This window comes from Amycolatopsis sp. NPDC051061, assembly GCF_040682935.1.
In the GTDB taxonomy this organism is placed as follows: domain Bacteria; phylum Actinomycetota; class Actinomycetes; order Mycobacteriales; family Pseudonocardiaceae; genus Amycolatopsis.
Genome location: NZ_JBFBBZ010000014.1, coordinates 181,156 through 203,652 on the forward strand (window position 1 = coordinate 181,156; position 22,497 = coordinate 203,652).

Consider the following 22,497-nt stretch of genomic DNA (forward strand, 5'->3'; position numbering starts at 1 on the left):
TCGTGCTCGCCGGGTCGGGGATCTTCGGCGCTGCCTTGTTCTTCGGCGACAGCATGATCACCCCGGCGATCTCCGTGTTGTCCGCGGTCGAGGGCCTCAAGGTCGTCTCGGACGACCTCGACGCCTGGATCGCGCCGAGCACCGCCGTGATCATCGTCGGGCTGTTCCTGGTGCAGCGGCGCGGAACAGCAACAGTCGGACGGGTGTTCGGGCCCGTCATGATCGCCTGGTTCGTGGTGATCGCGCCGGGATCGCCGGGCACCCGGAGATCCTCAAGGTGCCGATCAGTCATCCTGGTATCTCTTGTGAAGGAGTTGCGTTCGACCGAGTGACCATGGTCCGGGCCTGGCGCTGCAAGGCGCGACGACGTGCGTTACCCGAGGCCGGTCGTCTTGGTGCTTTCAGGTTAACCGGGCCGGTTCTGGTGCCGGGTTTCGGGAGGGTGGGCTTGGATGAGCCGATGTCGGTCGAAACCGCGCTGATCGCGCTCGGCACCGTCGCCGTGCGGACGGCCACCAAGCTTTGGCTCGGTGAGCACAAGATCGCCTCGGAGGTCGGGGGCGCCGTGGTCGACCAGCTGTCCGGGCAACTGGGGAAGGAGCGGGACCGGCGCAGGTTCGCGCGGCTGCTGGACAACTTCGCCGAGGCTGTCGTCGACCGCATCGAGCCCATCCTCGAAGTCGAGTTCCGAACGCTCGCCGAGAACGAGAAGCTCGCCTCGGTCGAGGCCGTGCGTAACACTTTCGACATGGCATCGCTCGACGATGCCGATCTGTTCGCGGCCGACCTCGATGCCGGGCACCTGGATCGCTCGATCCGGCGCCGCGTCTCGTCGCGGACTACGTTGCTGTCGGTGGACGGGACGGCGCTGTATGACCTGTTGCTGCGCGAGTGCTGTGGCTACGTCATCGAGATTTCGCGCGGGCTGCCCGCGTTCTCGGCGAACGCCTTGACCGAGGTACTGCGGCGCGACCGCGAAATGCTCGACGGCATCCGCGAGGTATTGGCCCGCCTGCCGCAGCGCGAACGCGACGCCGGCTTCGACTACGACTACCGCCAGCTCGTAGCCCGGAAGTTCGACCAGGTCGAGATGTTCGGCGTGACGCTGGGCGACGCGAGCCGCCGGTACCCGCTATCCGTGGCCTACATCGGGCTTACCGCGTCCAGTGGCGAACCCGGCCCGGTGCGACGGGTCGAGGGTCTGCTGGCCGGTGCGCAGCGGGTCTTCATCCGGGGCGAGGCGGGGCTGGGCAAGACGACCCTGTTGCAGTGGGTCGCCGTTCGCAGTGCTCTGGGCGACTTCCCGGACCAGCTGGCGGGTTGGAACGGGACAGTTCCCTTTTTCGTCCCACTGCGTCGTTACGCTGGCCGTGACCTGCCGGGACCAGCGCAGTTCCTTGACGAGGGCGGCAAGTACATCGCTGACTCGATGCCACCGGGGTACGTCCTGGAGAAGCTACGGGATGGCAGCGCCGTACTGCTGGTCGACGGCGTGGACGAGCTTGTCGCCGACCGCCGAGACGAGGCGCGCACATGGTTGTGTGACCTCGCTGCCGCGTTCCCGCGGGTCAGGATGATCGTCACTTCCCGTCCGGCCGGTGCCGATCCACGGTGGTTGACCGACGCCGGGTTCGCGGTCCTGGATCTGCAGCCGATGAGCCGCGATGATGTTCGCCGCTTCGTCGGACGCTGGCACAGCGCCATGCGGTCGACGCGCGCCGACGACGAGTCGCGCCAAGCTCTTGACGACTACGAGGTGCGGCTTCTCGAGCAACTGGAAAGCCGCAGCCACCTGCGCAAGCTGGCGGGGTACCCGCTGCTGTGCGCGTTGCTGTGCGCTCTGCACCAGGATCGCCGGGCGACCTTGCCCAGCAATCGCATGGAGTTGTACGACGTCGCGCTGCAGATGCTTCTGGAACGCCGCGATGTGGAGCGCCGGATCACGCCCATCGACGGGCTCGGCCGCACGGAGAAGACGTTGCTGCTGGCCGACCTCGCCTATTGGCTCATCCGCAACGGCTACACCGATGCCGAGGCGCCCCGCGTGCTCTATCGCATCTCTCAGCGGGTTCACCGGATGCCGCAGGTCAAGGCCGGTAACGAGGATGTCTACCGGCACCTGCTGGAACGGTCAGGCCTGCTTCGCGAGCCGGTGCAGGGCCGGGTCGACTTCATTCATCGGACGTTCCAGGAGTTTCTGGCGGCGCAGGACGCGATGAACACCGACGACGTCGGCACGGTCGTGCAGAACGCACACCTCGATCAGTGGCATGAGGTTGTGGTGATGGCGGTCGGGCACGCGTCCCAGAAGCAACGTGAGGAGTTGCTGACTCGCTTGCTCGGACGAGGTGACCTGAATTTGCTCGTGTTGGCGTCCCTGGAAACCGCGCCCGAACTGAGCGGTGACTTGCGGCGCGAGATCCAAGTCAAGACAGCACGGCTACTCCCGCCGGCTTCGATGCACCAGGCACAGAAGGTCGCGACGGCGGGTGAGTACGTCCTCGATCTGCTCGCGGCGTGCCAGCCGCAGACCATCGACGAGATCACCGCGACCATGCGGGCACTGGCCGAGACGAGGCTCGAAGAAGCGCTGCCGCTGATTGCGAAATTTGCTTCCGACCCACGCCATCGCGTGGTCGAAGAGGTCCTCCACTGCATGTCACGGTTCGACGAACGCGCGTTCGGCGAGGCGGTGCTGGCGAAGTCGTCCCGGACCAGTCTGCGGGTGACTGATACGCGCGATCTCGTTCCGGCGCAGTATATGAAGTCGCTCAAGCAGTTGGAGCTGGTCTACTTCGACGCCGACGATTCGCTCGCGGAAGGGTACAGCTGCTTGCAGCATGTGCCGGACCTGAGGCTCTACGGGTGGCCGCAGGACAAGCTGTGTCTGATCGGTACCAGGTTCCGCCTGGAAACCCTCAGCCTCCGCTTCATGGAGCTGACCGACCTCGCCTGCCTAACCTTCGTCGAATCGGTGGAAGAACTCAGGATCGAGGGCGGCGAGCTGCGCTCCTTTTCCGGCGCTGAGCGATGGCTGAAATCCCTCGATCGGGTTTCGATCGCAGGCTGTCCCACCGCGAAGGAGGCGCTCGACGTCTTCAAAGCGCGGCTGGCCGCGGAGGAGTGATCCGGGGCTCGCCGACCTGATCAAACTCGTCTTTGTGCGGTAGCCGGAAGCCCGCGATCGGCGAAGGGGGTGGTGGAGCTGAGCGCGAACCCTGACGTGTCGGATGGTGCGCGAGCCGAAAGCGTGTGGGCCGGCATCTTCTTCAGCCCGGCGTCAAGCCAGCGATGGCCGGATTGGCCCCACAGCCGCTCCGATATCGTCCGCAAGGCCGGGGCCACCTCTCGCTGCAGTGTTTCCTGCTCCCGGCCCTGTCCTGTCCCGGCGATCGCCGCGGCCAATTTCCTCGAGTGCGGTGGACATCGGTCCACCAGTGAAGCCGCCCTGCGCCGCTGCGCGAAGCGGGAAGGTCGTCGGCGCGCCGCGCTCATCCTGACGGCGACGCTCGCGTCGCCGGCCTCGGCGGGAACCGTGGCCACCGATCCTGAACCCAACGACTTCTACACCGATTGCACGGACTGGATCCCCTGTGAAGGTCAGGTCTTCTTTCCGTGGAGGCCTACGCCGGTACCACGAAGATCGCCGGCACGACGAGGACCGCATCCGACTTCGAGGACAAGTCTTTCAACTTCGTCATCGGTGACCCGAACCTGGTGGGCGGCATCAACCGGATCAAGCTCCAGGTCTGCTGGACGGGACCCTCGTACTGTTCGGTGCCCAGCACGCGCACCGTGACGGGGCACCCGAGACTCTGCCCTGGCCGAAGTAGGCAGGTCCGCCGGCGGGACCAGCGGGTTCGCTCGCATGATCGGCGCGAACCCGCTGGTACCGAAACCGAGGTCGACCCAGTCGGTCAAAGCAACCAGCCGATCAGCGGCCACGCCTGCGGGATCTCGCCGTTGATCAAGGCGGGCCAGTGCTGGTGGGCGTCCTTGGCGAACCGCTCCTCGTCGCCGAGCACCCGCTTCGCCAGTTCGAGGCTGGTGACGGACCAGGCGAGGACACCGCCGGGCAGTTCCACCCTGGTGACCGGACCTCTCGCGCGAATTCGGGCGCTCTCCGCATGGACGTCCGTGCCGGCTCTATCGAGCACGATCGGGCACTGATGCTCATCCATCGGATACCTCCGGCGTTTTTCGACAATGGCAGGCCACTCATTCACTTTAAGCAATCCGCCCGAAATTCTCTTCTTCGAGGTTGCTCCACCAGTACAACTCCGAGATTGCGCACTCGGCCGACGGAAACCTGCTCGACGGAATCCTCGGTACGCTGAGTTTCCATGGAGCGATTCCGCGTCGACATTCCCCAGGAAGACCTGGACGATCTGCACCGCAGGCTCGCTGCCGCCAGGTGGCCTGCCGAGATTCCGGGCTGCGGCTGGACTCGAGGCGTCCCTCCGGCTTACCTCAAGGATCTCGCCGAGTATTGGCGGACGAGCTTCGATTGGCGCAGCGCGGAGCGGCGGCTGAACTCTTTTCCGCAGTTCACCGCCGAGATCGACGGAACCGCAATACACTTCCTTCATGTGCGCTCGAAACACGCGAACGCGGTTCCGATCATCCTGACCCACGGCTGGCCGGGTTCCTTCGTGGAATTCGTCGAAATCATCGATTCGCTGACCAGTCCGGCGGACCACCGGGATGCCTTTCACGTGGTCATCCCGTCGATTCCGGGGTTCGGGTTCTCCGGCCGGCCCGCCGAACCGGGCTGGAACCTCGCCCGGACCGCCAGGGCGTGGTCCGAGCTCATGCGACGGCTCGGCTACGACCGCTACGCGGTCCAGGGCGGCGATTTCGGCGCGCTGATCTCGCTCGATCTGTGCCGGGCCGAGCCCGCCCACGTGCTGGGCGCACACGTGAACTTCCTGATCACCCGGCCGCACCCGGAGATGGGCGAGCTCGGCGAATCCGACCGGGACCGGTTGCGGGATGCGGTGCGCTTCGACACCGATCCACCCGCGTACATCAGGGTCCAGGCGACCAGGCCGCAGACCATCTCCTACGGACTGACCGATTCGCCTGTCGGGCTGCTCGCCTGGATCGTCGAGAAGTTCCAGGCGTGGACGGACTCGGCGGAGTTCCCCGAAGAAGCTGTCGACCGCGACCAGCTCCTCACCAACGTCGCGCTCTACTGGCTGACCGCGAGCGGTGCGTCGTCCGCGCACCTCTACTTCGAGGTGGCCGCGCAGTTCCGGCGCTCGCAGGACGCGGAACCGCCATGGCAGGTGCCGGTCGGGGTAGCTGTCTTCCCGCGTGACTTCGTCCTGCCGGTGCGCTCGCTGGCCGAGCGTGCCATCCCCACGATCACCCATTGGACGGAATTCGATCGCGGTGGCCACTTCGCCGCGATGGAGCAACCGCGGCTGTTCGTCGAGGACGTCCGCGCGTTCTTTCGCTCCTGCCGCTGACCTGATCATGGCGAAGTCGGTGGCCGGCCTCATCGCCGGCCACACGACACCGGTTCCCGGCGACTTCACCGACCCGGAACTCGAAGCCGCCCGCTCCAGCACGGACAGCCGCATCCGTGACGTCGTGTACCGCACGCTGAGACCCTGCGGGCGGTCCGCCACGCGCGGGTGCACTCGACAGCGGGGGAGATCCGACCTACTCTCGATACGAGACAGTCTCGTTTCGTATCGGAAGGGGCAGTGTGCCGGGAAGACCGCGGGACACCAGTCGCGACGCCGTCATCTTCGACGCGACGCTGGAGTTGCTGACCGGTGTCGGCTACGACAAGTTGTCCATGGACTCGATCGCGGCCATGGCCGGGGTGGGGAAGGCGACGATCTACCGCCGCTACTCCGGTAAAGCCGCGCTGGTCGCTGCGGCCGTCGACCACCGCGCGGGCGCGACCCCGCCCGCCGTCGAAGCCGCCGACCTGCGCGGCGCGCTGCTGGAGATCGTGCGGTGGCTCGCGCGGGAGATCGCCGAGCAGGAGATCGGGCTGCTCGGCGCGCTCTTCGCCGGGATGCGTGGCGATCCGGACCTCGCCGCGGCGATGCGCCGGATCGCCCACCGCGACCAGGCCGCGATGACCCGGCAGCCGCTCGACGACGGACTCCTGGACCCGCGCGGAGCTGCGCTCTTCGCCGAGATCGTTCCGGCGATGGTCGTCCACCGGCTGGTCATCGTCGGTGAGCCCTGCGACGAGCGCTTCCTCGAACACCTCGTCGACGACATCCTGTTGCGCTTGCTGAAGGAAGGCTCACGACCATGATCGTCATCACCGGTGCGACCGGCGCCCTCAACGGAGCCACCCTCGAACACCTGCTCAAGGTCGTCCCGGCCGAGGAGATCGGCCTCAGTGTGCGCGATGTCGTGAAGGCGCGGTCCTTCGCCGAACGTGGGGTGCGAGTGCGGCGCGGCTCCTACGACGACCAGGCTGCCCTGCGAGATTCGTTCGAAGGTGCGGACCAGGTCCTGCTGGTCTCGTCCAACGATCCGAACGCCGACGGAGTAGCCCTGCACCGCACCGCGATCGAGGCCGCCGTCGCCGCGGGCGCCCGGCGGATCCTCTACACCAGCCACCAGAACGTGCGCGGCGACAGTGCGTTCGCCCCGGCGCGGGACCACGCCGCTACCGAGGAGATCCTCGCCGGAACGGGTGTCGCGTGGACCTCGCTGCGTAACGGCTTCTACGCCCATAGCCTGGGCTGGCTGCTCGGCCCGTGGCGGGAAACCGGCGAGATCACCGCACCGGAAGACGGCCCGGTTTCCTGGACCCACCGTGCTGACGCCGCCGAAGCGGCCGCCGTCATCCTCGCCGGCGGGCAGTCCTTCGAGGGGCCCGTCACCCTCACCGCCGGCGCCGTCACCTTCGACGACATCGCCGCGATCGCCGTCGACCGCACCGGCCGCCAGGTGAAGCGCGTCGTCGTGGAGGACGAACGATGGCTCACCGACCGGATCGCGACCGGCACCCCCGAGCCCATGGCGCGCATGCTCCTGTCGTTCTTCCTCGCCGCGCGGCGAGGCGATTTCGCGGAAACCGGACCACGTCTCGGTGAACTCCTCGGCCGCGAGCCACTGACCGTCGCCGAGGCGATCACCGCAGGATGACGCCCTCGGCAGCGGCCCGTCCGGTCGCGCGCACAAGATCGTCACCCGGGACGGCAGCCGGAACACGTCGAGTGGGGTTGTGCCGAAGTCCATGTCACGCGTTCCCGACCGCGGCGGCCTCGCCCACGAGGAACACACTCCGGCCGTCGACACGTCAGCTGTATGAGCAACTGATCCGCGACTATCTGCAGCCGCGGTTGGGTGGGCTTGCGTTGTCGGAGCTGACGATCGGGAAGGTGCAGGCGGCGTTCACGGCGTTGCTGCGGGCGAACGCGGTGCGGTCGCGGCCGTTGTCGCCGGATGGCGCAGGACCGGGGAACGTCCTGCGGTCGCTGTGTGGACGCCGAACAGACCGCGAGGTTCCTTGAGCAAGTCCGCGATCATCAGCTGTACCCGCTCTATCACGTGGCCGCCCTGTTGGGGTTGCGCCGCGGGGAGGTGGTGGGGCTGCGGTGGTGCGATGTCGACCTCGCTCTTGGAGGTGGGCAGCATGACCGCGAGCAGCCCGAGCTGCTGGGGGCTGGTGCGCGAGGTCTTGGTCGCTTGGGCGATGTAGAGCCTCGCGAGGACAGGTAGAGGGCCACCAAGACGATCTCCGGAGGCGCACCGGGCTCCCGTTCCGAGCCGGATCGGGAGCCCGGCCTACCTCAGGAGACAGCCGGGCCTGATTCGGAACTGCCCGACAGTTCCTTGATGAATTCGTGGCATTGCCGGGCGCGCGCCGAGTCCTCGTCCATCACTTTCCGGAAGAAGTCGGCGATGTCCGTGCGGCCGGCGTTGTCGGCGTCGCGGACGTACTGGCCGTAGTCGTGCCCGGCCTTCAAGGCGTGGTACTGCACGGATACGAGGTCGAACGTGACGTCGTCGAATCCGGTTTCTCCGGTGGCCATGGGTGTTTCCTTTCGAGTCAGTTCTTCTTCTTGGCCTTGGCCTTGCCCTTGGCGGTGCCCTTCGCGTCCTGCAGCGGGGCGTAGGTGCCGTAGAGGGCGGGGTCGGGCTTCGGCGCGGTGCCGGGGCCGCCGAGCGGTTTCGGGTCCATGAGGTATTCGATGCCCGCGTCGGTGGTCCAGCTGGTGCCCTTGGCGCCGTCGGGGCCGTCGGAGAGGTGCCAGATGGTGTGGTTGTGGGTCTGGTCTTCTTCGTCGAGCAGGGCGTTCGGCACGATTTCGTCTTCGAGGCCGTCGGCTTTCAGCTCTTCGATGGCGGCGAGCCATTGCTTCTGGTGGACGGTGTCGCGGGCGAGGTTGAACTGCAGCATGGCCTTGACGCCGGGGTCGTCGGTCATGTTGTAGAGCCGGGCGGTCTGCAGGCGGCCTTGGGCTTCGGCGGCGACGTTGGCGCGGAAGTCGGCGAGCAGGTTGCCCGAGGCGACGATGTAGCGGCCGTTCCAGGGGTAGCCGTTGCTGTCCGCCGGGAGCGCGCCACCACCGGCGACGATGGCCTGCTGGACGTCCATGCCGCCGAGGGTGGCGGCCATGACCGGGTCTTTGACGGCTTCGGCGGTCATGGTGGCGGGTGCGCCTTCGAGGAGGCGGGCGACCATGGTGGCGAGCATTTCGACGTGCCCGATTTCTTCGGTCGCGGTGTCCATGAGGAGGTCTTTGTACTTGCCTTCGATGCGGCAGTTCCAGCCTTGGAACAGGTACTGCATGGTGACGCTCATCTCGCCGAACGCGCCGCCGATGAGTTCCTGCAGCTTGTGCGCGTAGACGGGGTCGGGCTTTTCGGGCTTGGCTTCGAACTGCAGCAGCTTGGTGTGACGGAACACGTCATCCCTCCGTGGTTACAGGTGGCGTAGAACGTTCTCCCGAGGAGGTGTGCCCGGTTAGCGGACGGTTAACCGTGCGGGGCGAAAGCGGCCGCACATCGTGTGAAAAGGGAGTACGGGGGTACCAGGGGGCAGTTCCCGCATCTGCCGACAAGGAGCCAGCCGTGTCCCAGCCCGCCCAGCAACAGAACCCGCCCGGCACGACCGCGCAGATGTCGCCGCGGCCCGACCACGGGGAACACACCTACCGCGGTTCCGGCAAGCTGACCGGGAAGGCGGCGCTGATCACCGGCGCCGACAGTGGCATCGGCCGCGCGGTGGCGATCGCCTATGCCCGTGAGGGCGCCGACGTCCTCATCTCCTACCTCGACGAGCACGACGACGCCGAGGAGACACGGCGCTGGGTGGAGGAGGCCGGGCGCAAGGCGGTCGTCGTGCCCGGCGACGTCGCCGACCCGGCGCACTGCCGGGCCCTGGTCGCCCGGGCGGTCGAGGAGTTCGGCCGGCTCGACGTGCTGGTGAACAACGCCGCGTTCCAGATGAGCCACGAGACGATCGAGGAAATCTCCGACGAGGAGTGGGACCGGACGCTCGCCATCAACCTGAGCGCGTTTTTCCACCTGGTCAAGGCGGCCGTTCCCCATCTGAAGCCCGGGGCGTCGATCATCGGCAGCTCGTCGGTGAACTCCGACAACCCGAAGCCGCAGCTGCTGCCCTACGACGTGACGAAGGCGGGCATCGCGAACATGACCGCGGCGCTGGCGCAGCTGCTGGGGCCCCGGGGGATTCGCGCGAACAGCGTGGCGCCGGGTCCGATTTGGACCCCGCTGATCCCGTCGACGATGCCCGAGGAAGAGGTGAAGTCGTTCGGGGAGCAGGTGCCGCTGGGCCGAGCCGGGCAGCCGGCGGAGCTGGCCCCGGTGTACGTCCTGCTCGCGTCCGGCGACGGCAGTTACGTGTCCGGGGCGCGCGTCGCGGTCACCGGCGGCACGCCGATCCTCTGAGCGGAGACCCACGATGGCCGAAGATCTCTACTCGACGGAGGCGACGTCGAGCCGTGGCAGCGTCCGGGTCGACGGACGTGGCGACCTGGCCTACGCGGTCGGAGAGCCGGGCGACGGAACGGCGGATCCGCTGAACCCGGAGCGCCTCTACACCGCGGCGCTGGCGACCTGCTTGCACCAGTCGCTGACGATAGCCGCGACCTCGCTGGGGGTGGAGACGGGCGAAAGCGTCGTCACCGTCAAGGTCACGTTGGCGGCGCGCGGCGACGGTGGCTACGAGCTGCGCGCGGCGGTCGAGGTGTACCTGCCCGGCGCGAGCACCGATTCCCTCTACGACGCCGTCACGCGCGAGGCGCTGCGGCTGTGCCCGCTCGTCGGCGACAAGGTCGCGGTGACGCTGGACCGAGAGCGCGGTCTGGCCCTCCAGCACCACCGTGGCCCCGCCGATCCCGGGCAGAACTGACCGTCGTGCTGGTAACCCGTCGGGTACGGCACGGGCTGGTGCGGGCTCTCGCCGCCGGCACCGACCGGACGGACCGGAAGCCGGTGGTGCTCCTGCCCGGCCTCGGCGCGCCGGGGTATCTGGTGGACACGCTGCACGGGTGCGCGGCGTCGGCGGCATCGTTCCTGCTCGACGTGCCCGGGTTCGGCGCGGGGCCGATGGCGTGCGAGCCGGAATTGGGGGCCCTGGTCGACGTCGTCACCGGGTGGCTGAGCGACGTGCTGGACCGGCCGGCCACCCTCTTCGGGCACTCGACCGCCGCGCAGGTGGCGATGACGGTCGCGGCGCGGCGGCCGGAACTCGTCGGCGCGCTGGTGCTCGCCGGCCCGACGTTCCCGCCGCCGCTTCGCCACCTCGGCCGGCTGTCGGTCGCTCTGCTCCGGGACCTGGTCCACGAATCGCCCGCGGCGCTGCCCGGCACCGTGCCGTACTACCTCCGGGCGGGACCTCGACGGCTGCTGCGGTTGATCGAATCCGCCCAGCAGGACGAACCCGAACGGGTCATGCCGTTCGTGCGGTGCCCCGTCTTGGTGCTGCGAGGCCGGCGCGACACGTTGAGCCCGCAGGGGTGGGCGCGGTCGCTGGCCGACGCGGCGGTGCACGGAAGCCTGGTCACGGTGCCCGGCGCGCACACGTTCCCCGCGATCGCCGGCGGCTTGACGTCCCGGTTGATCACGGAGTTCGGCGACTCCGGGTGACGCTCAGCCGCCACGCAGGCACCCGTTGTGCTTCGGGTCGGTACGGCGGACGATTGACTGCCCGCTCACCGGCCGCACGGCCGGCGCCGCGCCCGCTCTGTGCGGACTCCGCAGTGGACATCGTGCGGATCCGCTTTCCACCAACGGGGTAACCGGGGTTCACCGGGGTATCCCGCACGATGACGACGGCAACCGAGCGGCCGGCCTACGTCTTGCCGCTGCGCTGTGAGGACGACACCGACGGTCGCGCGGTGACCGCCCGCTGTGTGGACTCGTCACCATGAGCCGGGGCGGCACCGCGAACTCGCGGTGCCGCGCCGGTCAAGCGTGCGCGTGGTTCGACCTGATCCGGGCGTCGATCGTCGCCTGAAAGTGCGGGCATTCCGCGATGTCTTCGTGGTCGCAGTCGAGTGCGCAGTCGATGAGGTCCAGCGACGCCTGGGCCGCCGCGATCCGGGCGGCGAGTTCGGCTCGGTGGCGGCGCAGGATGGTCGTGCGGCCGGCCGGGTCTTGCGCGGCGAACATCTCGCGGATGTCCTCCAGTCCGAAGCCGGCCTCCTTCGCGCGCAGGATCACGGCGATGCGGTAGAGGTCCGCGGGCCCGTAGCGGCGGCGGGACGCGGTGACCCGCGCCGGAGTCAGCAGCCCCATCGACTCCCAGTGCCGCAGCACGTGCGTGGCGAGACCGAACCGCTGCGCGATCTCGCCGATGCTCATGGCCGCCTCGCTTGACTTCATGTCGACATTAAGTCGCAGCATGGCGATCATGTCCAGTACGAAGACCATTCAGCCCGACGACGCCACGGCGTCGCTGATCCGGCTGCTCGACGCCGTCGACGCACTGCCCGGCGCGGCCGACCTGCGCGCTCACACCTACGACCTGCTGCGAGTCTCACCCGGCCAGGTGGTCGTCGACGTCGGCTGCGGTGCCGGGCGCGCGGTTTCCGAGCTCGCCGACCGAGGCGCACACGCGATCGGCGTTGACCCGGATCCGCAGATGCTCGCAGCGGCGCGGGGCCGGTGGCCGGACCTCGACGTCCGCGAAGGCTTCGCAGGTGACCTGCCGTTGGACGACGGTGCCGTGGCCGGTTACCGCGCCGACAAGGTCTTCCACGAGATCGCCGATCCGGGCGCGGCGCTGGCCGAGGCGCGTCGGGTGCTCACCCCGGGCGGGCGGATCGTCCTCATCGGCCAGGACTGGGACACCGTCGTCATCGACACCGACGAACCGGAGCTGACCCGGACGATCGTGCACGCCCGCGCCAGCACGGTGCCCAGTCCGCGCGTCGCACGGGGCTACCGCTCGCTGCTGCTCGACGCCGGCTTCGACGACGTCGCCGTCGAGGTGCAGACCGCGATCTTCACCGACCGTCTGGTGCCGGCGATGCTGAGCGGGTTCGCCGCCGCGGCCTGCGAGGCCGGAGCCGTCGGACGTGAGGAGGCGGACGCGTGGCTGGCCGGGCAGGCTCAGCGTGCCGAGACGGACCGTCTGTTCGTGGCCGTGCCCCTGTTCATCGCCTCCGGCGTCGGCTGACCAACGGCGTCAGGCCGGGCGTCGCAGGCCGTCCAGGGTGAGGGCGGCCAGGCGGTGGGCCGCGGCGAGGGAAGGAAGGGTGCCCGCCGCGGTCAGGGCGTGGAGGCAGTAGGTCGCCAGCTCGTCGGCGGCCACGTCGTCGCGGATCTCGCCGGCCTCCGCCGCTTCCGCGACCAGTTCGCGGAACAGGGCGTGCAGGTGCTGCTGGGCGTGGGCGACGTGGTCGCCGCGGTGGAGGAGCGTCACCAGCTCGGTGCCGTGGTGGTGCCGGGCTCGTTCGTGGTGAATCACCGCGTAGGCGTCCAGCACCTTCTCGAGCCGTTCGCCCGCCGTGCCGTCCTGAGCGCGGATCTCGGTGAGCTGGGCGAGGTGGGCGCGGATCTGGCGTTCGTGCCAGGCGGACAGGATCGCCTCGACGTCGGGGAAGTACTTGTACAGCGTGGCCCGGCCGATGCCGGTCTTCGCGGCGATCTGCGACATCTTCACGCCGGTCAGTCCGTGCTCGGCCACGAGTTCCGCGGTGGCGTCCAACGTCGCGTCGCGCACCGCCTCCCGGTGCGCCTCGATCGTCTCGTTCCACAGCTTCGGCACGACCTGAGCATACATAACGACGCGCTAGAGACGTTATGCATTGACAGCGACAGACTGTCTCGATAAAACTGAGCACCTCCTGAAGAAGGGCTCATCCCGATGACCGCTGCGCCACACCACTCCCGCCGCCCAGGCGGTCCCGACGACCTCTATCGCACCCCGCCGCCCTGGGACATCGGCCGACCCCAGGGCGCGTTCCGCGCTCTCGCCGAGTCGGGCGCGATCCAGGGGCGGGTCCTCGACGCCGGGTGCGGAACCGGGGAACACGTGCTGATGTGCGCCGCGCTCGGCCTGGACGCCACCGGCATCGACCTGGCGTCCGCGGCCCTTCAACGCGCCGAAGAGAAAGCGCGCGAACGGGAGCGGACGGCGAGGTTCCTCCGTCGTGACGCCCGCGAGGTGGCCGAGCTGGCCGAGTCGTTCGACACCGTCCTGGACTGCGGCCTGTTCCACATCTTCGACGCGCAGGATCGCGCCGCCTACGTCGCCGGCCTCGGCACCGTACTGCGGCCCGGCGGCCGCTACTTCCTGCTCTGCTTCAGCGATCGCCAGCCGGCCGGCAACTGGCCGTGGGTACATCGCGTGAGTCAGGCGGACATCACCAGCGCCTTCGCCGACGGGTGGCACATCGACTCGATCGAACCCGCCACCATCGACATCACCACTGACCCCGACGGCATCCGCGCCTGGTTCGCCGCCATGACGAGGATTTGAACGATGCCGGTCGCCGAAGCGCACATCGTCACTCCCCGCGCCGAACGGTTCCTCGCCCAGCTGTGCCGCCACGCCGAGGCCATGGGCGGCAAAGCCCGGCACCTCCACGGCGGGGACGGGCAGGCGCGTCCCGAAGTGGTGAAGGTCGAGTACGCCGAGAAAGAAGGGAAGATCACCTTCAGCTGGGGCGAGTGCACCCTCCGATCCACTTCGGACACTTTGGCGGTGCACGTCGAGGCCGACGACGAGGACAAGCTGGCGCGGCTTCAGGGCATCCTCGCCGCAGACCTCGAGAGGTTCGGCCGGCGTGACGATCTCAAGGTGAGCTGGCAAGGCCACGCAGGCCACAGCGGCGAAATCGGCGTCGCCCGCCGGTCTCGCGGCACGACCATCGCGCTCGTCGTGGCCGTGGCGCTGGCCGTCGTCGCGCACGTGGTGTTCGGCGGCGCGGCCCTGGCGGCCTGGCGCTGGACGAGCGTGGTCGCCGACATCGTCCTCGGCCTCGTGATCCTGAAGATCGTCGTCGTGGCCTTGTTCGCCCGGCACCGGCTTCGGGGGCACGGCATCGGGTTGGCCGCGCTCACATCAGCGCGAGGTCGCCGCGGAACAGCGCCAGCAGAAGACCGGCGAGCGGACCCACCACGACCGACGCCGCAGCCGTGACATAGGCCGTGGTCTCCGACCACCGGTCGAGCTCGGGCGCGGTCTCGGTGGAAGCTGAGCGCAACGCGCCCACGATCCACCGCAAGTAGTAGAAGAGGCTGGCCACGGTGTTCACGGCGGCCACGACGACGAGCCAGGCGTACCCGCCGTCGAGGGCGGCGGTGAAAACCGTGAGCTTTCCGGCGAACACCGCGGTCGGCGGGGTGCCGACCAGGCCGAGCAGGCACACCGCGAGGCTGATCGCGAGCCACGGCTTGTGACGCAGCAGTCCGCGGTAGTCCTCGATCGTCTTCAGCCGAGGGAAGGCGCAGACGACGGCGAACGCGCCGAGATTCGTCAGCGCGTAGGCGGCCAGGTACAGCAGCATGCCGGGCAGGGCGAGGGAGCTGCGGGTCGCGACGGTGACGGCCATCAGCAGGTACCCGACCTGGCTGATCGTCGAGTAACCGAGCAGCCTGCGCACGTCCTGCTGGAAGAACGCGGCCAGGTTGCCGAGCGTCATCGTCGCCGCCGCGATGATCGCCAAGAGCAAGGGCCAGTCGACCGCGGTGTCGTCCATTGTGGACGCGACGAGGCGGTAGGCGGCGATGACCGCGCCGATCTTGGGCACCGTCGTGAGGAACGCGGCCGCGGGTGGCCGGGTGCCTTCGGTGACGTCCGGGACCCAGAAGTGCGCCGGAACCGCGCCCATCTTGAACAGCAGCCCGGCCAGCACGCCGACGAACCCGACGGCGACCGCGGCCGCGGGCGCGGCCTCGAGCGGCTTGGCGATCTCGGCGTACGCGCTGGCACCGCCGACGCCGAAAAGCACGGTCGCTCCGGCCAGCATCGTGATGCCCAGCAGTGCGCCGAGGAGGTAGAACTTGAGCGCGCCTTCGGTGCCGAGATCGTCCTTGGCGAACCCCGCGATGGCGTAGAGCGGGATGCTGGCGAGCAGGTATCCGGCCACAAGCAGCAGCAGGTCGTTGGCGCCGGTCAGCACGATGGTGCCGAGGGCGGCGAGCAGCACGAGGACGTACAGCTCGCTTTCCCGCGGCGAGGACCGGAACTCGCCGGTCAGCACCCCGAGCGTCAGCAGAACGGCGACCAGGACGATCGCTCGCCCGGCGTTGGTGGCCACGTCGATCGCGTACGTCGTGCCGAACACCGTCCGCGGCGCGTCGGACCAGACCGTGACGGTAGCGACGAGGGCGCCGATGCAGGCGAGGGCGGTCAGCAGCCGGACCGGCCATTGCCGCCGACGGGGGAGGTAGGACCCGAGCAGGAGCCCGGCGACCGCGGCCAGCGCGAGGATGATCTCGGGCAGCAGCGCGAGGGGGTCCTCGTTCATCATCTCCACGGCCGCGTCACCTGGCCAGCAGGTTCAGGACCGACCGCGACGCGGGTTCGATCAGGTCGAGCAGGAACCGCGGGAAGACTCCGATGACGACGGCCAGCGCCAGCAGCGGCGTGATCGACACGCCCTCGGCGACCGTGAGATCGGTGGCCGGTGTCCCCGGTTTGCCGAGGAACACCTTCTGGAAGGCCCGCAGGAACAGCGCGGCAGTGATGAGGATGCCGAGAAACGCCAGCACCGTGGCCACGGGGGCGGCGCCGAGCGATCCGGTGAAGATCTGGAACTCGGCGATGAAGCCGGAGAAGCCGGGCAGCCCCAGCGAGGCGAACGCCGCCGCGGCGGTCAGCCCGGCGAACCGCGGTGCGCTCCCGGCGAGCCCGCCGTAGTGGTCCATGTCGTAGGTGCCGCCGCGCTCGTACAGCACGCCCGCGAGGAGGAACAGCGCGCCGGTGATCAAGCCGTGGCTGACCATCTGGGTGACCGCGCCGGTCACGGCGAGCTGGCGCGCCTCGGCAGCGGAGTTCGCCACGAGCCCGGCCGCGCCGACGGCCAGCACGATGTAGCCCATGTGGTTGACCGAGGTGTAAGCGATCAGCCGCTTGAAGTCGCGCTGGCCCAGGGCGACGAGCGCGCCGTAGAGCACGCTGACGACGCCGACCACGACGAACACCAGCGCGTAGCGGCGCCAGGTGTCAGGCAGGATCGGCATGGCGATCCGTACAAAGCCGTAGGTGCCCATCTTCAGCAGGACACCGGCCAGGATCGCCGACCCGGCCGCGGGGGCCTCGGTATGCGCGGGCGGGAGCCAGGTGTGGAACGGCACGGTCGGCGTCTTGATCGCGAACCCGACGCCGACGGCCAGCAGCACCAGCCCGGCGGCCCACCCGCCACCGGCCAGCGGCATCTGCCGGGTCAGCTCGACGATGTCGAAGGTGTGCGGTGACGCGCTGACGTACAGCGCGATGAACCCGACCAGCAACGCCAGCGACCCGACGAAGGTGTAGAGGAAGAACTTCAGCGCGGCACGGGCGGCGTCGCGGTGGCCCCACCCGGCGATCACGAAGTACATGCCCACGATCGACAGATCGAAGAAGACGAAGAACAGGATCAGGTCGAGCGCGACGAACAGCCCGAGGCACACGGACTCGAGGAACAAGAACAGCACCGCGAAGGACCGGATGCGGTCGTCCTGCCGCAGCGAATACACCGCGCAGGCCAGGAAAAGGACGGCGGTCAAGGCGATCAGCGGGAGGCTCAGGCCGTCGACGCCGAGGTGGTAGCCGGAGCTGACGCTGGGGATCCACCGCAGGTTCACCTCGTAGGCGTAGCCTTCGCCGCCCTGGTAACCGGCCCACAACAAGACGATCAGCGCAAGCTCCACAGTGGACGCGCCGATCCACCACCAGCGGACGAACCCGCCGGCGGCGCGCGGCACCGCGAGCAGGACCACGGCTGCCACCACCGGCAGGAACACCACGACGCTGAGCACGCTCTACCTCACGTTCGTCAGAGAACCAGCAACAACACGGCGAGCACACCCAGCGCGACGGCGGCCTGGGCGTAGTAGTGGTGCAACTGCCCGGTCTGCAGGCGCGGCGCCTGCCTCCCGAGGGCACGCGCCCCGGCGGCGATCCCGCGAACGACGCCGTCGATCGACACCTCGACGCGCAGGGTCGCCAGCCGCCCGAGAGCTGCACCCGTGGCTGCGGCGGTGCGCACGCCGCCGTCGACGACCCGGTCGTCGAACCGGGCGAGCGCGCCGGCCAGCCACACCACGGGCCGCGCGATGCCCACCTGCGCGGCGCGCTCCAGGTGCAGCCAGTCGGCGAGCACGCCGCCGCTTTCCGGCGAGACCTGCCGCGAGCGTGCCCAGGCAGCTGCGGCCACCACACCGACCACGGCGATCAGGCCGGACGTGGCCAGCTCCCACCACGTTGGCGCGGGAACCGCAGGACCGCCGACGAGCCGCGAGAACCGGTCGGCCAAAACCGGCAGACCGCCGACCCCGAGCAACGCGGCCGCGGCCGCGAGCACCGGCAACGGCCACAGCAGCAGCCGGCTCAGCGGGCTCGCGGAAGCAGCGTCGGCCGGTCTCCACACGATCACCAGGACACGGCCGACGTACACGCCGCTCACGAGTGCGGCCGCCAAGCCGACGACGTACAACGCCGGTGAATCCGCCAGGGCCGTGGCGAGGACGGCGTCCTTGCTGACCCAGATCGACAGCGGCGGCACACCAGCCAGCGTTAGCGCTCCGAGGGTGAACACGATCCCGAGAAGCGGATAACGCCGGGCCGCGCCCTCGAGCCGCCGGAGGTCCTTGGTGCCGAGCCCGACGAGCCAGGCACCGGCACCGAGGAACAGCAGGCTCTTGGTCGCCGCATGCGCCACGAGCTGCCCGGCCCCGGCTACCGGACCACCTGCGCCTGCCGCCAGCAGCATGAACCCGATCTGGGAGCACGTCGACGCGGCCAGCACCTGCTTGAGGTCGCACTGCACCACCGCGACCGCGCCGAGCACGAGCGCGGTCAGCACGCCCAGCCACGCCACCACGGTGGACGCCCACGCCGTCGCGGCGAGCAGCGGCTCCAGCCGGAGCAGCAGGTACGCCCCGGCCGCGACCATGGTGGCCGAGTGCAGCAGCGCCGAGACCGGGCTCGGGCCGTCCATCGCCCGAGAGAGCCAGAAGCTGAACGGTAGCTGCGCGGACTTCCCGGCGGCCGCCAGCACGATCCCGGCCGCGACGACGTCGCGCCAACCGTCCGCCGCGGTCGGCAGGCCGGCCAGGGAAAGACCTGCGACGCCGCCCGCCAGCGCGGCCCCGGCCGCGAGGTACAGGCCGAGGTCGGCCGTGCGGGTGGTGAGGAAGGCGACGGCGCCGGAACCGACCCGGTGTTCCTCGCGCCACCAGAATCCGATCAGGGCATACGAACAGGCGCCCATGACTTCCCACGCCATCAGCAGCACCACGAGGTCGCGGGCGGTGACGGTGACGAGCATGGCGCCGGCGAAGACCAGCATCAGCCCGTGGAAGCGGGCCCGCGGCTCCTCAGCGCCGAACTCACCGGCTGCGAACACCAGCACGGCCACCAGCACCGCGGTCACGGTGAGCACCATGACCGCGGACAGCCCGTCGACAGCGAGCCCGATCCGCAGCCCCGCCAGCAACGGCGCGGAGACCTCCGGGCGGGTGATCGCGGCGACGATCGCGAGCACGACGGAGACGGCGGCGGCTGCGACACCTGCCGCGGGGGCGATGCGGTCGGCGGGGCGGCCGGTGACCAGCAAGGCGGTCCCGGCGACCAGGGGAAGTCCGATCAGCAGCCACAGCGTCATCGGCTCAGCCCTTGAGGTCCGTGGCGGAGTCGGTCAGGTCGACGTCGCGGCGGCGGAAGATCGCGGTTGTCACGGCGAACCCGATCGCCATGTCGACCGCCATCAGCGTCACCGCGACGAGGACGACGACCTGGCCGTCCGGACGGGCCGGGGAGGCGAAGTACCAGAACGCGGCCCCGCCGACGATCACGGCGTTGGCCATCAGCTCCAGCCCCATCATGATCATCACGATGGACTGCTGGGACAACGCGCCGTACAGGCCGACGCTGAACAGCGCCGCGGCCAGCAGCAGATACTCTTGCAGCGTCACCGGTCCAGGCCTCCTCGCACCGGGTCCTCCGGCCGTTTCGCGCGGAGGGTGTCGCCGTAGCGGTCGTACCGGCCGCGGTGGTGGGCCAGCACGACGGTGGCGACCATCGTCGCGAACAGGCACAGCCCGAGCACCATCATCACCAGCATCTTCGAGCCCATCAGCGCCTCGCCCAGCGCGCGCGTCGAGTCCACCGGGCGTGGCTGGTCCGACGTCGGCCAGGGGACGAGCAAGATGCCGGCGGCGAGCGCGGCGAACACCCCGCCCGCGATCGCCAGCGAACCCTTCTGGTTGTGCACCATCGTCATCGGCATCAACCCGGCCGGATTCATCATGTACATCAGCATGAACACGACCATCACGACCATCTCCATGATCATCATGAGGACGACGAGCACGCCGAGGTAGGCGAGGTTCAGCAGCAGGATCGTGCCCGCGGCGAAGAGGAACGAGGCCAGCAGCGCGAACGTCGCGCGCGCCATCGAGTCCACCCGGAACACAGCGATGCCGGTCACGACCGATCCTGCCGCGCACACCCAGAAGACGACTTGTGTCCACATGCGACGGTGCTCCTTCCTTCAGCGGGCGAGGACGACGACGGCGACCACGAGGGCCTGGACGAGGGTCAGCGGGATGAGCACGATCCAGGCGATCTCCTGGTAGCGCTCCAGTCGCAGCGTCGGCAGCCGCCGCTTCGCCCACACCAGCACCGCGAGCACGGCCAAGGTCTTCACCAGCGACCACAGCCACGCAGGCAGCACCGGGCCGGCACCGCCGCCGAGGAACAGCGGGACCGCGAACGCCGCTCCCGAGGTCAACAACAGCCAGCGGGCGGCGGTGAACACCAGCCGGTCCACTCCGGAGAGCTCGGCCGCGGCACCACCGGCCGCGTCGACGCCGACCGGTTGGTCGAAGGGGCCCCAGAAGGACATCGCGAGCACCGACAGCAGGTAGACGACGAACGCGATCGGCATCCACACCACGAACCACACCGAACTCTGTGCGGCCACGACGTCGGCCACCCGCAGGGAGCCCGCGCCGAGCGCCGCGGTGATCAAGGCGAACATGTGCGGCAGCTCGTAGGCCAGACCCTGCGCGATGAACCGATAGCCGCCGAGAAGGCCGTACGCCGAGTTCGCGCCCCAGCCGACCAGCCAGACCGCAGCCCAGGCGACGACCTCCATCGCGTTGAACCAGGCGACCCCGATCGACAGGTCCGCCACCGCCCAGTGCCCGAGCGGAGTCACGAGCGACGCGAGCACCGCGGCCAGCAGCAGCGCGAGGGCGCCGCCGCGGCCCAGGAGGACGTCCGCGGCGAGGGTCCGGCGGCGTTGCTGGACGAGCAGCCCGCCTGCCTCGCGCAGCGGAAGCGTCATGGCCGCTCGCCAACCGGGGCCACCGCTTGCCCGGTCGTGCAGGACCGCGTCCCACGAGGCCGTGGCCGTGGCCAGGACCGCGAGGACGACTGGCAGCAGAAGGCCGCCCCACCAGGGGAGTTCGTCAACCACGGGCCACCCGCACACGCTCGAGGTCGGGGTCGAAGCTGGCGACGATCAGGCGGGCGGTCGTGAACTCGGCGCCGGCCAGCAGGCCTGGCAAGGCGTCGAGGATCGCGGTCGGATCTTCGTTGACCGGGTTGGCGGCCTCGGCCTCGTCGATCCAGCGGGTCAGGCGATCCCACGCATCGCCGGCGCCGATCTGGACGCCGATACCGCCCAGGGACCACCGCAGGACTCGCGAGCGGCGGACCTGCTTCGCCCAGCGCGTGAACCGCGGGCCGGGTTCCTGGCCGGCGAGGAGGTCGTCCCGCAGCCGCGCGGCCGTGACCGCGGCGTGTTCCCAGCCCGCGACGGTCAGCAGCCGCGCGCAGCTGTCGAACCGGCGCGCCGCGATCCGACCGGATGCCACACTGTCCCAGAACGCGGGCGTCCCGTGCCGCGGAGTCATGACGGTCTCGACGATCGCCTCCTGCACGACATCGCCCTGCATGAGGGTGCGCACGAGCAGGCCGGCCGGCCACGCCGGGAGCACCGGTCCGAGCGGCACAGACAGCCGGTCGAGCTTCAAGCCGTCGCGGTCGTCGGCCCGGTCGGCCATCGGGATGCCGCCGGGCATCACCATGCCGCCCATGTCGTGCCCGTGGTGGTGGCCGTGCTCCTCGTGGCCGGAATGGTCCGCCTCGCCGTGCTCGTGGTGCGACGCATGTCCTTCGTGCTCGCCACTCGCCTGGCCCAGGTCGTGATGGGCTGCGGTGCGTTGCCCATCCCGCGATCGCAGCCGCCGCTCGGCGGCGGTCAGCGCAGCCGCGATCTCGGAGGTCGCCGCCAACTCGATTCGCACGCGAGGCGCCGGGATGAGCTGCCAGACCGCGTCGACGAACGGAGTCATCGCCGGGTCGGCCGGGCCCGCGACGACCAGCAGGTTCGCTTCCGCGGCGTTCAGTGCGGGTCGCCAGCCGCGCCGGCGGATTTCATACTCGACGGCCAGGCGGACGCCCGTCCCGCCGACCGTGGTGACGACCAGCGGCCGGACTGGCGTCCGGCCGAGCAGCCAGGTCGTCAGGTCCATCGGAAGACGCCTTCGCGCCAGGCGTACCAGACGCCGGCGAACAGCACGGCGAGGAAAGCGAACATCTCGACCACGGCGGGGGTACCGACCTCCGTCACGACGAGTGTCCACGGGTACATGAAGACCATCTCCATGTCGAAGGCCAGGAAGACCATCGTGATCGTGTACCAGCGGGCGTGGTAGCGGGAGACGGCGTGCTCGGCAGGGGAGCCGCCGGACAGGAAGGGCAGGACGTCCCGGGCCGCCGGCGCCAGCCGAACCAGCCTCGCGACGCCGTAGACCGCGGCGACCAGGGCGAGGACACCGACGAGCACTACGAGTGCACCTTGCACCGCACCTCCTCGGATTGCA

The 22,497-nt window shown here is 69.5% G+C and carries 24 protein-coding genes; 11 read left to right on the top strand and 13 right to left on the bottom strand.

Features of this window, described 5'->3' with window-relative positions:
• The first annotated feature begins 35 nt into the window (after window positions 1–35).
• Complete coding sequence (locus AB0N03_RS21070; protein WP_364374081.1) at window positions 36–332, top strand: KUP/HAK/KT family potassium transporter; 297 nt, start codon at window positions 36–38, stop codon at window positions 330–332.
• 116 nt (window positions 333–448) lie between these two features.
• Window positions 449–3,127 (top strand): NACHT domain-containing protein, encoded by a 2,679-nt coding sequence (locus AB0N03_RS21075; RefSeq protein ID WP_364374084.1) that lies wholly within the window; start codon window positions 449–451, stop codon window positions 3,125–3,127.
• A gap of 790 nt (window positions 3,128–3,917) precedes the next feature.
• Here AB0N03_RS21075 and AB0N03_RS21080 read toward each other — a convergent pair.
• Window positions 3,918–4,085, bottom strand: coding sequence for a hypothetical protein (locus AB0N03_RS21080; RefSeq protein WP_364374086.1), 168 nt, complete (start codon window positions 4,083–4,085; stop codon window positions 3,918–3,920).
• A 258-nt stretch (window positions 4,086–4,343) separates the two neighbouring features.
• Between AB0N03_RS21080 and AB0N03_RS21085 the strand changes: the two genes are divergently transcribed.
• The 3 genes from AB0N03_RS21085 to AB0N03_RS21095 all read left to right on the top strand — a co-directional run bounded on the left by AB0N03_RS21085 (window position 4,344) and on the right by AB0N03_RS21095 (window position 7,122).
• Window positions 4,344–5,471 carry an epoxide hydrolase family protein gene (locus AB0N03_RS21085; RefSeq protein WP_364374089.1) on the top strand — a complete coding sequence of 376 codons (1,128 nt, stop codon included), beginning with the start codon at window positions 4,344–4,346 and terminating at the stop codon, window positions 5,469–5,471.
• 242 nt (window positions 5,472–5,713) lie between these two features.
• Window positions 5,714–6,280 (top strand): TetR/AcrR family transcriptional regulator, encoded by a 567-nt coding sequence (locus AB0N03_RS21090; protein ID WP_364374092.1) that lies wholly within the window; start codon window positions 5,714–5,716, stop codon window positions 6,278–6,280.
• Complete coding sequence (locus AB0N03_RS21095; protein WP_364374095.1) at window positions 6,277–7,122, top strand: NAD(P)H-binding protein; 846 nt, start codon at window positions 6,277–6,279, stop codon at window positions 7,120–7,122. The genes AB0N03_RS21090 and AB0N03_RS21095 overlap by 4 nt, the downstream gene beginning before the upstream one ends.
• 647 nt (window positions 7,123–7,769) lie before the next feature.
• Here AB0N03_RS21095 and AB0N03_RS21100 read toward each other — a convergent pair.
• Window positions 7,770–8,012 (bottom strand): acyl carrier protein, encoded by a 243-nt coding sequence (locus tag AB0N03_RS21100; RefSeq protein WP_093951203.1) that lies wholly within the window; start codon window positions 8,010–8,012, stop codon window positions 7,770–7,772.
• Between the two features lie 17 nt (window positions 8,013–8,029).
• Entirely contained in the window at window positions 8,030–8,890 is an 861-nt protein-coding gene (locus AB0N03_RS21105; protein WP_364374099.1) for a manganese catalase family protein, read from the bottom strand.
• A 212-nt stretch (window positions 8,891–9,102) separates the two neighbouring features.
• Between AB0N03_RS21105 and AB0N03_RS21110 the strand changes: the two genes are divergently transcribed.
• Genes AB0N03_RS21110 through AB0N03_RS21120 form a run of 3 tightly spaced genes read left to right on the top strand, consistent with a single transcriptional unit; the run spans window position 9,103 to window position 11,094 of the window.
• Window positions 9,103–9,894 (top strand): SDR family oxidoreductase, encoded by a 792-nt coding sequence (locus AB0N03_RS21110; protein ID WP_364374214.1) that lies wholly within the window; start codon window positions 9,103–9,105, stop codon window positions 9,892–9,894.
• Window positions 9,895–9,907: 13 nt separating this feature from the next.
• The gene (locus AB0N03_RS21115; RefSeq protein ID WP_364374102.1) at window positions 9,908–10,357 is read left to right on the top strand and encodes an OsmC family protein; all 450 of its coding nucleotides are present in this window, start codon (window positions 9,908–9,910) and stop codon (window positions 10,355–10,357) included.
• 5 nt (window positions 10,358–10,362) lie between these two features.
• On the top strand, window positions 10,363–11,094 hold the full coding sequence (locus AB0N03_RS21120; RefSeq protein ID WP_364374105.1) for an alpha/beta hydrolase: 732 nt from the start codon (window positions 10,363–10,365) through the stop codon (window positions 11,092–11,094).
• Window positions 11,095–11,415: 321 nt separating this feature from the next.
• Here AB0N03_RS21120 and AB0N03_RS21125 read toward each other — a convergent pair whose 3' ends face one another.
• Window positions 11,416–11,832: a MerR family transcriptional regulator gene (locus AB0N03_RS21125; RefSeq protein WP_364374108.1), complete on the bottom strand. Its 417-nt coding sequence runs from the start codon at window positions 11,830–11,832 to the stop codon at window positions 11,416–11,418.
• Window positions 11,833–11,860: 28 nt separating this feature from the next.
• On the opposite strand from AB0N03_RS21125, the gene AB0N03_RS21130 reads away from it, so the two are divergent.
• The gene (locus tag AB0N03_RS21130) at window positions 11,861–12,628 is read left to right on the top strand and encodes a methyltransferase domain-containing protein (RefSeq protein ID WP_364374111.1); all 768 of its coding nucleotides are present in this window, start codon (window positions 11,861–11,863) and stop codon (window positions 12,626–12,628) included.
• A gap of 9 nt (window positions 12,629–12,637) precedes the next feature.
• Here AB0N03_RS21130 and AB0N03_RS21135 read toward each other — a convergent pair whose 3' ends face one another.
• A complete protein-coding gene (locus AB0N03_RS21135; protein WP_364374114.1) occupies window positions 12,638–13,219 on the bottom strand; it encodes a TetR/AcrR family transcriptional regulator in 582 nt (193 codons plus the stop codon).
• A gap of 99 nt (window positions 13,220–13,318) precedes the next feature.
• Between AB0N03_RS21135 and AB0N03_RS21140 the strand changes: the two genes are divergently transcribed.
• Together AB0N03_RS21140 and AB0N03_RS21145 are read left to right on the top strand one after the other, a co-directional pair.
• Complete coding sequence (locus tag AB0N03_RS21140; RefSeq protein WP_364374117.1) at window positions 13,319–13,933, top strand: class I SAM-dependent methyltransferase; 615 nt, start codon at window positions 13,319–13,321, stop codon at window positions 13,931–13,933.
• Between the two features lie 3 nt (window positions 13,934–13,936).
• Window positions 13,937–14,596: a DUF2218 domain-containing protein gene (locus AB0N03_RS21145; RefSeq protein ID WP_364374120.1), complete on the top strand. Its 660-nt coding sequence runs from the start codon at window positions 13,937–13,939 to the stop codon at window positions 14,594–14,596.
• Here the strand turns inward: AB0N03_RS21145 and AB0N03_RS21150 are convergent.
• The 8 genes from AB0N03_RS21150 to AB0N03_RS21185 are packed head-to-tail and all read right to left on the bottom strand — an operon-like array spanning window position 14,514 to window position 22,478.
• Window positions 14,514–15,929, bottom strand: a complete 1,416-nt coding sequence (locus AB0N03_RS21150) for an NADH-quinone oxidoreductase subunit N (RefSeq protein WP_364374217.1) — start codon at window positions 15,927–15,929, stop codon at window positions 14,514–14,516. The two genes, AB0N03_RS21145 and AB0N03_RS21150, sit on opposite strands and share 83 nt — an antisense overlap.
• Window positions 15,930–15,942: 13 nt before the next feature.
• Complete coding sequence (locus AB0N03_RS21155) at window positions 15,943–17,421, bottom strand: NADH-quinone oxidoreductase subunit M (protein WP_364374123.1); 1,479 nt, start codon at window positions 17,419–17,421, stop codon at window positions 15,943–15,945.
• 17 nt (window positions 17,422–17,438) lie between these two features.
• Window positions 17,439–19,268, bottom strand: a complete 1,830-nt coding sequence (locus AB0N03_RS21160) for a proton-conducting transporter membrane subunit (protein ID WP_364374126.1) — start codon at window positions 19,266–19,268, stop codon at window positions 17,439–17,441.
• A 4-nt stretch (window positions 19,269–19,272) separates the two neighbouring features.
• Window positions 19,273–19,578: an NADH-quinone oxidoreductase subunit NuoK gene (gene nuoK / locus AB0N03_RS21165; RefSeq protein WP_364374129.1), complete on the bottom strand. Its 306-nt coding sequence runs from the start codon at window positions 19,576–19,578 to the stop codon at window positions 19,273–19,275.
• A complete protein-coding gene (locus AB0N03_RS21170; protein WP_364374132.1) occupies window positions 19,575–20,138 on the bottom strand; it encodes an NADH-quinone oxidoreductase subunit J in 564 nt (187 codons plus the stop codon). Before AB0N03_RS21170 ends, nuoK begins: the two co-directional genes overlap by 4 nt.
• A gap of 18 nt (window positions 20,139–20,156) precedes the next feature.
• A complete protein-coding gene (locus AB0N03_RS21175) occupies window positions 20,157–21,086 on the bottom strand; it encodes a complex I subunit 1 family protein (protein WP_364374135.1) in 930 nt (309 codons plus the stop codon).
• The gene (locus AB0N03_RS21180; RefSeq protein ID WP_364374138.1) at window positions 21,079–22,146 is read right to left on the bottom strand and encodes a hypothetical protein; all 1,068 of its coding nucleotides are present in this window, start codon (window positions 22,144–22,146) and stop codon (window positions 21,079–21,081) included. Before AB0N03_RS21180 ends, AB0N03_RS21175 begins: the two co-directional genes overlap by 8 nt.
• Window positions 22,137–22,478, bottom strand: coding sequence for an NADH-quinone oxidoreductase subunit A (locus AB0N03_RS21185; RefSeq protein ID WP_364374141.1), 342 nt, complete (start codon window positions 22,476–22,478; stop codon window positions 22,137–22,139). Before AB0N03_RS21185 ends, AB0N03_RS21180 begins: the two co-directional genes overlap by 10 nt.
• Between the last annotated feature and the right edge of the window lie 19 nt (window positions 22,479–22,497).

Coding starts and splice junctions, on each gene's coding strand:
- AB0N03_RS21115 (WP_364374102.1), top strand. CDS start 9,908: ATGGCCGAAGATCTCTACTCGACGGAGGCGACGTCGAGCCGTGGCAGC.
- AB0N03_RS21180 (WP_364374138.1), bottom strand. CDS start 22,146: ATGGACCTGACGACCTGGCTGCTCGGCCGGACGCCAGTCCGGCCGCTG.
- AB0N03_RS21160 (WP_364374126.1), bottom strand. CDS start 19,268: ATGACGCTGTGGCTGCTGATCGGACTTCCCCTGGTCGCCGGGACCGCC.
- AB0N03_RS21125 (WP_364374108.1), bottom strand. CDS start 11,832: ATGAAGTCAAGCGAGGCGGCCATGAGCATCGGCGAGATCGCGCAGCGG.
- AB0N03_RS21150 (WP_364374217.1), bottom strand. CDS start 15,929: ATGATGAACGAGGACCCCCTCGCGCTGCTGCCCGAGATCATCCTCGCG.
- AB0N03_RS21085 (WP_364374089.1), top strand. CDS start 4,344: ATGGAGCGATTCCGCGTCGACATTCCCCAGGAAGACCTGGACGATCTG.
- AB0N03_RS21140 (WP_364374117.1), top strand. CDS start 13,319: ATGACCGCTGCGCCACACCACTCCCGCCGCCCAGGCGGTCCCGACGAC.
- AB0N03_RS21145 (WP_364374120.1), top strand. CDS start 13,937: ATGCCGGTCGCCGAAGCGCACATCGTCACTCCCCGCGCCGAACGGTTC.
- AB0N03_RS21095 (WP_364374095.1), top strand. CDS start 6,277: ATGATCGTCATCACCGGTGCGACCGGCGCCCTCAACGGAGCCACCCTC.
- AB0N03_RS21130 (WP_364374111.1), top strand. CDS start 11,861: ATGTCCAGTACGAAGACCATTCAGCCCGACGACGCCACGGCGTCGCTG.
- AB0N03_RS21100 (WP_093951203.1), bottom strand. CDS start 8,012: ATGGCCACCGGAGAAACCGGATTCGACGACGTCACGTTCGACCTCGTA.
- AB0N03_RS21110 (WP_364374214.1), top strand. CDS start 9,103: ATGTCGCCGCGGCCCGACCACGGGGAACACACCTACCGCGGTTCCGGC.
- AB0N03_RS21170 (WP_364374132.1), bottom strand. CDS start 20,138: ATGTGGACACAAGTCGTCTTCTGGGTGTGCGCGGCAGGATCGGTCGTG.